The sequence below is a fragment of the Variovorax sp. 20P10.2.4 genome (assembly GCF_058244205.1).
In genome coordinates this window covers 1-10,000 of the sequence record NZ_JBZAYE010000245.1, presented here as the reverse complement: position 1 = coordinate 10,000, position 10,000 = coordinate 1, and the positions used below count along the sequence as shown (strand labels likewise).

At 71.2% G+C, this 10,000-nt stretch carries 8 protein-coding genes and 1 pseudogene; 7 read left to right on the top strand and 2 right to left on the bottom strand.

What is annotated here, in order from left to right:
- Nucleotides 1–97: 97 nt before the first annotated feature.
- Nucleotides 98–1,624, top strand: coding sequence for a class I adenylate-forming enzyme family protein (locus AC27VN_RS21690; RefSeq protein WP_490877852.1), 1,527 nt, complete (start codon nt 98–100; stop codon nt 1,622–1,624).
- Here AC27VN_RS21690 and AC27VN_RS21685 read toward each other — a convergent pair whose 3' ends face one another.
- Nucleotides 1,625–3,049, bottom strand: a complete 1,425-nt coding sequence (locus AC27VN_RS21685) for an aminotransferase-like domain-containing protein (RefSeq protein WP_490877851.1) — start codon at nt 3,047–3,049, stop codon at nt 1,625–1,627. It lies immediately after the preceding gene.
- Nucleotides 3,050–3,192: 143 nt separating this feature from the next.
- Here AC27VN_RS21685 and AC27VN_RS21680 point away from each other — a divergent pair, with 143 nt between their 5' ends.
- The 3 genes from AC27VN_RS21680 to AC27VN_RS21670 all read left to right on the top strand — a co-directional run bounded on the left by AC27VN_RS21680 (nt 3,193) and on the right by AC27VN_RS21670 (nt 6,424).
- Nucleotides 3,193–4,482, top strand: a complete 1,290-nt coding sequence (locus AC27VN_RS21680; protein WP_490877850.1) for a hydroxymethylglutaryl-CoA reductase, degradative — start codon at nt 3,193–3,195, stop codon at nt 4,480–4,482.
- A gap of 101 nt (nt 4,483–4,583) precedes the next feature.
- Nucleotides 4,584–5,039 carry a hypothetical protein gene (locus AC27VN_RS21675; RefSeq protein WP_296788478.1) on the top strand — a complete coding sequence of 152 codons (456 nt, stop codon included), beginning with the start codon at nt 4,584–4,586 and terminating at the stop codon, nt 5,037–5,039.
- Complete coding sequence (locus AC27VN_RS21670; RefSeq protein WP_490877849.1) at nt 5,036–6,424, top strand: tripartite tricarboxylate transporter permease; 1,389 nt, start codon at nt 5,036–5,038, stop codon at nt 6,422–6,424. Before AC27VN_RS21675 ends, AC27VN_RS21670 begins: the two co-directional genes overlap by 4 nt.
- Here the strand turns inward: AC27VN_RS21670 and AC27VN_RS21665 are convergent.
- The gene (locus AC27VN_RS21665) at nt 6,421–7,740 is read right to left on the bottom strand and encodes an AsmA family protein (RefSeq protein ID WP_490877848.1); all 1,320 of its coding nucleotides are present in this window, start codon (nt 7,738–7,740) and stop codon (nt 6,421–6,423) included. The genes AC27VN_RS21670 and AC27VN_RS21665 overlap by 4 nt on opposite strands.
- 102 nt (nt 7,741–7,842) lie before the next feature.
- Here AC27VN_RS21665 and AC27VN_RS21660 point away from each other — a divergent pair, with 102 nt between their 5' ends.
- The 3 genes and pseudogenes from AC27VN_RS21660 to AC27VN_RS21650 form a co-directional block, all read left to right on the top strand.
- Nucleotides 7,843–8,268 (top strand): hotdog fold thioesterase, encoded by a 426-nt coding sequence (locus AC27VN_RS21660; RefSeq protein ID WP_093343687.1) that lies wholly within the window; start codon nt 7,843–7,845, stop codon nt 8,266–8,268.
- A gap of 49 nt (nt 8,269–8,317) precedes the next feature.
- A complete protein-coding gene (locus AC27VN_RS21655) occupies nt 8,318–9,601 on the top strand; it encodes a solute carrier family 23 protein (protein WP_431510899.1) in 1,284 nt (427 codons plus the stop codon).
- Nucleotides 9,602–9,755: 154 nt separating this feature from the next.
- A pseudogene (locus AC27VN_RS21650) lies at nt 9,756–10,000 on the top strand (septum site-determining protein MinC); the annotation flags it as partial.

The window sequence follows — 10,000 nt, the reverse complement described above, 5'->3', positions numbered from 1 at the left end:
CGAGGTGGTCTCCGTTTTCTTCGCGGGCGGCGCGGGCCGCCACGGCGAATTCGGGCGCTGAGCGCGCCCCATCGAAGAACACACAGGAGACACGGACTTGCACCCACCCACCTATCTCGAACTGATCCGCCGTGGCGCGCTGCAGCACGGCCCGCGCACCGCCATCGTGTTCGGCGAACGCAGCCTGAGCTTCACCGAGGTCGACCAGCTCAGCAGCCGGCTCGCGCATGCGCTGCACGCGGCCGGCGCGGCGCCGCGCACGCGCGTGGCGCTGCTGCTCAACAACGGCCTGCACAGCGTGCCGCTGGACTTCGCCTGCGTGAAGGCCGGCATCAACCGCGTGCCGCTCAATGCGCGGCTCTCACTGGCCGAACATGCGCGCATGCTGGCCGACACCGGCTGCACCCACCTGGTGTTCGGCCCCGACCTGGCCGAGCGCGCGGCGGCGCTGCGCGAGGCGACACCGGGCCTGACCTGCCTGGGCATCGGCGCGGCGCTCGAGGGCGCGCCCGACCTGCTCGCGCGGGCGGCGACGCTGCCCGCCACGGCGCCCGACTTCGAGCCGTCTCCCGACGACGTGGTGCTCACGCTCTTCACCTCGGGCACCACCGGCACGCTGAAGGCCGCGCAGCACACGCAGGCCTCGTACGCGGCGATCTGCCGCAACGTGCTGCTGAACCTGCTGAACGCCACGCCCGAGGACGCGATGCTGCACGCGGCCTCGTTGATCCATGCCAGCGGCGTGTTCGTGCTGCCGTTCTGGCTGCGCGGCGGCCGCACCGTGATCCTGCCGGGCTTCGAGCCGGGCCTGTTCCTGCGCACGCTGCAGGCCGAGCGCATCACGGCGATCAACCTGGTGCCGACCATGCTGCAGATGCTGTTCGAGCACCCGGAACTGGCGGCCACCGACGTGAGCGCGCTGCGCTACGTGATCTACGGCGCCTCGCCGATGCCGCGCAGCGTGATCCAGCGCGCGATGGCGGCCTGGGGCCGGCACCGCTTCTGGCAGTACTACGGCCAGACCGAGGTGCCCCTGTGCCTCGCGGTGCTGCGGCCCGAGGACCATGTCGACGAACTGCTGGGCGCCTGCGGCCAGCCCGCGCTCGAGGTCGAGATGCGCCTGGTCGACGAGGCCGGCAACGAGGTGCCCGCCGGCACGCCGGGCGAGATCGCGGTGCGCGCGCCCTCGGCCGTGGCGGGCTACCACGATGCGCCCGCGCTCAATGCCGAGACCTTCGTCGCGGGCGGCTGGGTGCGCACGCGCGACGTGGGCGTGTTCGACGCGCGCGGCTTCCTGCACCTGAAGGACCGCACCTCCGACATGATCATCAGCGGCGGCTACAACGTCTATCCGCGCGAGGTCGAGGATGCGCTGATGACGCACCCCGCGGTGCGCGAGTGCGCGGTGATCGGCCTGCCGCACGAGAAGTGGGTGGAGGTGGTCACGGCGGTGGTGGTGCCGCGCGCGGGCCAGGCCGTCGACGAGGCGGCGCTGATCGCGCACGTGGCCGGGCGGCTCGCCTCGTACAAGAAGCCGCAGCGCGTGATCTTCGCCGAGGAGATTCCGAAGACCGCGGTCGGCAAGCTCAATCGGCGCGCGCTGCGCGAGCGTCACCAGGGTTGATCAGCCGCCCACGCGCTTGAGCGTGGCGCGCATCGCCTTCGCGAAGCGCGGGTCGGCCATGGCGCCGACATTGAAGCGCGACCAGCGCGAGACCTGCGTCGAGTCGACGCTGAAGATGCGGCCCGGCGCCATCACGATGCGCCGCGGCAGCAGCTCCCTGGCGAAGGCCAGCGAGTCGGCCACGCCCGGCAGCGCGGCCCAGACGTAGAGCGAGTGCGGACTGCGCGCGAACACCTCGGCGCCCACCGCATCGAAGAAGCGCAGCGCCTCGCGCGTGGCCTCGCCCAGGCGGTTCTGCAGCCGGTTCAGGTGGCGCTGGTAGTGGCCCTCGCTGAGGATCACGTCGACCGTGCGCTCGGCGTACTCCGAGCTGCTCACGTGGATCAGCGCCTTGAGGTCGGCGAGATCGCTCGCGAGGTCGGCGCCGCAGGCGACGAAACCCACGCGCAGCGCGGCCGAGAAGGACTTGGAGAAGCTGCCGATGTAGATCGTGCGCTCGAGCTGGTCGAGCGCCGCCAGCCGCGGCAGCGCGGTGGGCTTGAAGTCGGCCAGCGGGTCGTTCTCGACGATCAGCAGGTCGTGCTTCTGCGCCAGCTGCAGCACGCGGAAGGCCTTGGCCGGCGAGATGTCGGAGCCGGTCGGGTTGTGGGCCAGCGACTGCGTGAAGAACAGGCGCGGCCGCTCGGCCACCAGCAGCTGCTCGAGCACCTCGAGGTCGGGCCCGTCGGCCAGCCGCGGCACCGCGAGCATCTGCGCGCCCGCGAGCTTGAGCTTGCCGAACAGCGGGTAGTAGCCGGGGTCGTCGACCAGCACCTTGCCGCCGGGCGGCACGAAGTAGCGGATGACGATGTCCATGGCCTCGTTGGCGCCGTGCGTGAGCACGATCTGCCGCGGCTCGGCGCCGATGCCGAAGTCGGCCAGCTTGCGCACCAGGTGCTCGCGCAGCGGGCCGTAGCCGAAGCGGCTGCCGTAGCGGAACAGCGCGCCGAGCCCCGTGCGCACCACCTTCGGGTGGTACTTGTCCAGCCGCACGTCGGCCAGCCATTCGACCGGCGGGAAGCCGTCGCCCACGGCCACCGCGTCGGGCTCGGTCTTGAGCTGCTCGCGCATCAGCCACACGATGTCCATCGCGCGGCCCAGGCTGCCGGCATCGTCCTCGGGCGGCCTGGCGCCCGCGGGCTTCGGCTGCGCGCGCACGAAGTAGCCCGAGCCCCGGCGCGGCTCGACCAGGCCGCGCGAGACCAGGTTCTCGAAGGCCGCCACCACGGTGTTCTTGGCATAGCCGTGCAGTTGCGCGAGCTCGCGCAGCGAGGGCAGCTTGTCGCCGGCCTTGTAGGCGCCGCTGGCGATCTGGCGCGCGAGGGCCTCGGCGAGCGAATCGGCGATGGGGGCGGCGCGCGGGCCGCTTCTGGAGGGTGCGCTCATGGCCGGCGACTGTGACACAGCGGGCACTGGACGCGTCGCACTGTCCCGACTGTCCCGCGAAACTGTGCCTGCCGAGGCTGGTACAGCGGGCCTAGATTCGCACGCTTCCGAATCCACCCCTTGCACGAACCGAAGCACGAACGATGGTCGCCGACGCCCGCCTCCCCAATTTCCGAGCCCTGACACCCGCGCAGCGCCTCGATCACATCGCGCAGGCCGCTGCGCTCACGCCCGAGGAGAAGGCGCTGCTCGCCGCGCCCGGCGCGCTCGGCATCGAGCGCGCCAACGGCATGGTCGAGAACGTGATCGGCACCTTCGAGCTGCCGCTGGGCGTGGCCGGCAACTTCACGGTCAACGGCCGCGAGTACCTGGTGCCGATGGCGGTGGAGGAGCCCTCGGTGGTGGCCGCCGCATCGTTCATGGCCAAGCTGGCGCGCGAGGGCGGCGGCTTCGAGGCCTCGAGCAGCGGGCCGCTGATGCGCGCGCAGGTCCAGCTGCTGGGCCTGGGCGATCCGCACGGCGCGCGGCTGGCGCTGCTGCGCGCGCGCGATCGCATCCTCGAGGTGGCGAACAGCCGCGACAAGGTGCTGATCGGCCTGGGCGGCGGCTGCCGCGACATCGAGGTGCACGTGTTCGAGGACACGCCGCGCGGCGCGATGGTGGTGCTGCACCTGGTGGTCGACGTGCGCGACGCGATGGGCGCAAACACGGTCAACACCATGGCCGAGGCGGTGTCGCCGCTGGTCGAGCAGCTCACGGGCGGCACGGTGCGGCTGCGCATCCTCTCGAACCTGGCCGACCTGCGGCTGGCGCGCGCCCGCGTGCGGCTCACGCCCGCGGTGCTGAAGACCACGGAGCGCAGCGGCGAGGAGATCGTCGAGGGCGTGCTCGACGCCTACACCTTCGCGGCCGTCGACCCCTACCGCGCGGCCACGCACAACAAGGGGATCATGAACGGCATCGACCCGGTGATCGTCGCCACCGGCAACGACTGGCGCGCGGTCGAGGCCGGTGCGCATGCCTATGCCTGCCGCCATGGCCGCTACGGCTCGCTCACGACCTGGGAGAAGGACAGCAGCGGCGCGCTGGTCGGCACCATCGAGATGCCGATGCCCGTGGGGCTGGTCGGCGGCGCCACCAAGACCCATCCGCTCGCGCGGCTGGCGCTCAAGATCCTCGGCGTGCAGTCGGCGCAGGAGCTCGGCGAGGTGGCGGTGGCCGTGGGCCTGGCGCAGAACCTCGGCGCGCTACGCGCGCTCGCCACCGAGGGCATCCAGCGCGGCCACATGGCGCTGCATGCGCGAAACATCGCGCTGGTGGCCGGTGCCACGGGCGACGAGATCGATGCCGTCGCCAAACAGATGGCCGCCGAGCACGACGTGCGCACCGACCGCGCGGTAGCGCTGCTCGAAGCCCTGCGCGCCAGGAACTGAATCTCACGGATCGCGGGAAGGTCCCGCACCACGGACCGCGGCCGATACCGCGGCGGCACGCGGGGCGCGTGCCGTCACACCAGCAAGAACGGAGACAAGCAATGAACCCGAACGGCACGACGCAGGCGCGATGGCGCCTGGTGGAAATCTGGGGCGACACGGCGGACCTGCGCCATCTCGCGGGCGCGATCGCGATCGGCATCGCCGTGAGCCTGGCCGGCTTCCTGCTGGCCAACCGCCTGCTCGCGGGCGCCGTGCGCTCGCCCGAGCTGGCGCGCGCCTACGCGATGCTGGCGGGCCTCGCGGGCTGCGTGATCGCGGGCCTGATCTGCGCGCTGCTGTTCGCGCCCAAGCGCGAGGTGGTGGAAGGCGGCGCGGCCGATCCGCGCTGGCGCGAAGAGGTGCTGGCCGAACTGGCCGGCGAGCACGGCGACCTGGGCGCGATGAGCGACCTGCCGCCCGCCGCGCTGCGCGAGCTCCAGGAGCTGGGCCTGCACGACCTGTTCGCCAACCACCGCCCGCGCACCCGCGCCGCCGCCGAAGGAGCCGCCTCGTGATCGACGCCGCACTGCTGAACCAGATCCTCGTCGCCACCGGCATGGGCCTCGTGGGCGCCGTGGTGTTCGCCGCCATCGGCCTCGTGTCGGGCACCGACGAGACCACCACGCTCGCGCCGCTGACCCTGCTGGTGGTGCTGCTGGGCGTGCCGCCCGAGGGCGTGTTCACCTTCTTCCTCGCGGCCGCGGTGGCCAAGCACATGACGCACGCGGTGCCGACCGCGCTGCTGGGCATCCCGGGCGACACCATGGCCACGCCGCTGCTGCAGGACGCCAACATGCTGCGCAACCTCGGCGTGCCGCACATCGCGCTGCGCAAGATGGTGTCGGGCGCGATCATCGCGGCCTTCGTCGCGGTGCCGCTGGCCGTGCTGTTCGCGGTGCTGCTCGCGCCCTACGGCGCGGCCATCACCAAGGCGGCGCCATGGATCTTCGTGGTGGCGGCCGTCGCCATCGCCTGGTTCTCGAGCGGGCGCTGGGCCTCGGTGGCGACGCTGGTGCCGTTCGTGATCGTGATCGTGGCTCTGCAGTCGCTGACCGCCAAATACGGCGTGAAGCTCAGCATCAGCTACTTCCTGGGCATCGCGATCGGGCCGCTGGTGGCCGACCTGTTCTCGGTGCTGTCGCCGACGGCCAGGGCGCGCATGGCGCGCGAGAAGGTGCGCACCTTCTCGCTGGCGCCCGACGTGAAGGGCTGGAGCGGCTACTTCCCGAACCCCTTCAAGGTGCTCGACCGCGGCCAGGTGAAATGGACGCTGGCCACCGCCACCATCTCGAGCGCCACCTTCGTGTTCAGCCCGGTCGCGATGACGGTGGTGCTCGGCGAGCTGGTCGGCTCGCGCATCAAGCATGCCTACCACCGGCTCACCACCACGCTGGCCGCGCGCAACGGCGTGACCGAGGCCACCTACGTGGCCGAGGCGCTGATCCCGCTGATCGCGATCGGCCTGCCGCTGAGCCCGGTGGCCGCGGGCCCGGCCGCGCCGCTGTTCAATGCGCCGCCGGTGTTCACCATCGACGCCGCCACCGGCCAGACCCACAACCTGCACAACCTGCTGAGCCACCGGGAATTCCTGGGCTACGGCATGCTGGCGGTGATCCTCGCGGCGCTGGTGGCCTATCCCTTCACCATGAACTTCGCGCGCCGCGCGGCGCTGTTCGTCTCGCGCAAGGTCAGCCACGAGGCGATCATCGCCACCTTCGTCGGCCTGATCGTGGTGATCAGCGTCTGGGAAGGGCAGCTGCTGGGGCTGTTCGTGATCCTCACCATGGGCCTGCTCGGCGGGCTGCTGTCGCGCGCCATCGGCTTCAACACCGGGGTGCAGTTCATGGGCTATTACACGGCGGTGCTGACGGTGCCCGCGGTACTCAAGGCGATCGGCTAGGGTTTGGCCTTCTTCTTCGAGCCGGGCGGCTCGTCGAGTCCGAACAGCCGCTCCACCTGCTGCCCCACGCGCGCGCCGATCGCCGTGCCCACGCCCGGCAGCACCGCGCTGCCGACGGCCGCGCCCGCGAGCGCGCCGCCGGTCAGCGAGAGCTCGGGATCGCTCAGGGTGCCGCCGATCTTCAGCGGCACGCCGACCACGCCGTCGATCAGATCGACCGCGGCATCGCCCTGGATGCGCCGGTTGAACAGCCGCACGTTGCCGCTGGCGGTGAGCACGCCCGAGCGCGCCTTGAGGTTGGTGTAGCGCAGCACGGTGCCGTCGGGCGTGGCCTCGGTGTCGAGCGTGCCGCTGAGCTCGTCGAGCGCGGTGCGCCCGCCGCGGCTGATGCCGGCGGTGCTCACGGCCTTGGCGAGGTCGAGCTTGGTCAGGGTGGCCGGGCTGACCGAGAACACGGTGCGCGTGCGCAGGCCGCGCATCAGGGCACCGGCCTTGTCGGCCTCTGCCGTCAGCGTGGTCTGGCCGTGCAGCTTGCCGGCGACGAAGGTGCGACGGCCGAAGGTCTGGACCAGCGCCTCGATGTCGACGTCGCGCGGCGCGAGCTCGGCCGACACGCGCAGGCGGCCGTTGTCCAGCGTCTCGAAGCGGCTGACGCCGTTCCAGCTGCCGCCCGCCACGTCGATGCGGGTCTGCCAGCGGTCGTTGCTGCCCTCGCGGTCCAGCCGCAGCCGGGCCGGCGGCGAGGCCTGCGTGCGCTCGGCCAGCGCATGGCGCGGGCGCCAGCCGGGGTCGAAGTCGATCTGGCCGTCGTAGGCCAGTTCGATGTCGCGCCGGTCGATCCAGCGCACGTCGCGCCAGCGCAGCCGCTCGAGCGGCGTCTCGGCCAGGGTCCAGGGCGCGGGCAGGGCGATCTGCCCCTTCTCCACGGTCTCGGGCGCGCGGCCACGGAAGGCGCGGATCGATTCCCCGGGCAGCACCGCGCCCTCGACCTCGAGCGAGTCGGCCGCGACCACGCGCTTCCACAGCGGCGCGAGCTGCAGCCGCAGCGCGATGCGGTGCAGGGTGACCGGGCGCGGCTGGTCGGTGGCGACGTCGGTCAGCACCAGCACCGGCATCGGCAGCAGCGACCAGTGGGCGCCGCCGATCCTGAGGCCGATGCCGTAGTGCTTCTCGAAGCCCTCGGCGATGCGCTGCGACACCTCGGCGTCGCTGGGCAGCAGCCAGCGCGCCGCCCCCCACAGCGCGAGGGCGCCCGCCAGCAGCACCAGGGCCGAGCCGGCGAGCCAGAACCGGACGCGCCGGGAGGGGGATTTCATGGGCCCAACGTAGCACGCCTAGGCGACTGCCGATGTCAGCCGCCGTCGCTATAGTTTCCGCCACCCTTTTCGAAGCACACCAAGACGAAAGACGAGCACGCCATGCGCATCTGGAAGAAAGACATCTCGGTCGAGGCCCTGACCCAAAGCCACGTCGGCACCACCGTGGAACACCTGGGCATCGAATTCCTCGAGGTCGGCGACGACTTCATCCGCGCGCGCTGCCCGGTCGACAACCGCACGCGCCAGCCCTACGGCATCCTGCACGGCGGCGTGTCGGTGGTGCTGGCCGAGACGCTGGGCTCGTGCGGGGCCCACTACTCGGCGCCCGACGGCGAGCGCGCCGTGGGCCTGGACATCAACGCCAACCACATCCGCTCGGCCTCGAGCGGCTGGGTGATCGGCACCGCCCGCCCGGTGCACCGCGGGCGCAGCACCCAGGTCTGGCAGATCGACCTGACCAACGAAGCGGGCGAGCTGACCTGCGTTTCGCGCATCACAATGGCGGTGCTCCAGCCCCGCGGCTGAGCACGACCGGCACCCTACAAGCCTGGACCACGACACGAGGAGACAAGCCATGAGCAATCCATTCACCTGGCGCGAAGTCGCCGCCACCGAGGGGCGCGTGGTCGCGCCCGACGAACGCCTGCCCTGGGTGCAGACCGGCTTCATGGGCGTTCAGCACGTGATCGCCATGTTCGGCGCCACCGTGCTGGCGCCGATCCTGATGGGCTTCAGCCCCAACATCGCGATCCTGATGAGCGGCATCGGCACGCTGATCTTCTTCCTGATCACGGGCGGCAAGGTGCCCAGCTACCTTGGCTCGAGCTTCGCCTTCATCGGCGTGGTGATCGCGGCCAGCGGCTACGCCGGCAAGGGGCCCAACGCCAACATCGCGGTGGCGCTGGGCGGCATCGTGGCCTGCGGCGTGGTCTACATCGTGATCGGCGCCATCGTGCAGGCCGTGGGCACGGGCTGGATCGAGCGCTTCATGCCGCCGGTGGTGACCGGTGCGGTGGTGGCGGTGATCGGGCTCAACCTCGCGAACGTGCCGATCAAGAACATGGCGGCCGGCAACTTCGACGCCTGGATGCAGGCGCTGACCTTCCTCTGCGTCGGCCTGGTGGCGGTGTTCACGCGCGGCATGGTGCAGCGGCTGCTGATCCTGGTGGGGCTGATCCTGGCCACCGTCGTCTATGCCGTGCTGACCAACGGCATGGGCCTGGGCAAGCCGGTGGACCTCAGCGGCATCGCCAACGCGGCCTGGTTCGGCCTGCCGGCCTTCACCGCGCCGGTGTTCACGGCCAACGCGATGCTGCTGATCGCGCCGGTGGCGATCATCCTGGTGGCCGAGAACCTGGGCCACCTGAAGGCGGTGACGGCCATGACCGGGCGCAACCTCGACGGCTACATGGGCCGCGCCTTCATCGGCGACGGCATCGCCACAGTGGTCAGCGGCGCGGCCGGCGGCACCGGCGTGACCACCTACGCCGAGAACATCGGCGTGATGGCCGCCACCCGCATCTACTCGACCGCGGTGTTCGTGGTGGCGGCGGTGATCGCGCTGGTGCTGGGCTTCAGCCCCAAGTTCGGCGCGCTGATCCAGGCCATCCCGCTGCCGGTGATGGGCGGCGTGAGCATCGTGGTGTTCGGCCTGATCGCGGTGGCGGGCGCCAAGATCTGGGTCGACAACAAGGTCGACTTCTCGCAGAACAAGAACCTGATCGTGGCGGCGATCACGCTGATCATCGGCACCGGCGACTTCACGCTGAAGTTCGGCGACTTCGCGCTCGGCGGCATCGGCACCGCCACCTTCGGGGCGATCATTCTTTACGCACTGCTGGGCCGCACGAAGAACTGAGGCGCCTCCGGGGGCCCGCGCAAGCCCCCAAAGTGAAACCTCGTGCAATAAATGTGCTTCCGGGGCGGCCCGGGCCGCGGCGCTGCACCGCCGCGCGCCCCGCGCCCGTTAGACTCCCAGGCTTTTCGCACCGACGTTTTCCAGACGTTTTCCAATGGCCGATGTTTCCGCCGCGCGCACCAGGGCGGTATTCGAATTCAAGAGCGCCACGCTGCCGCTGATCGCAGTCATCCTCAAGACGACCGATCTGGGCGTGCTGGCCGAGGCGCTCGACGCCCAGCTGGCGGATTCCCCCGATTTCTTCGAGCAGGAACCGGTGGTCATCGATCTCTCGCAACTGCCGGAAGCCTCGGCCGAGGGCGGGGCGGGCGACGCGCTCGATTTCGAGGCCCTGCGCGG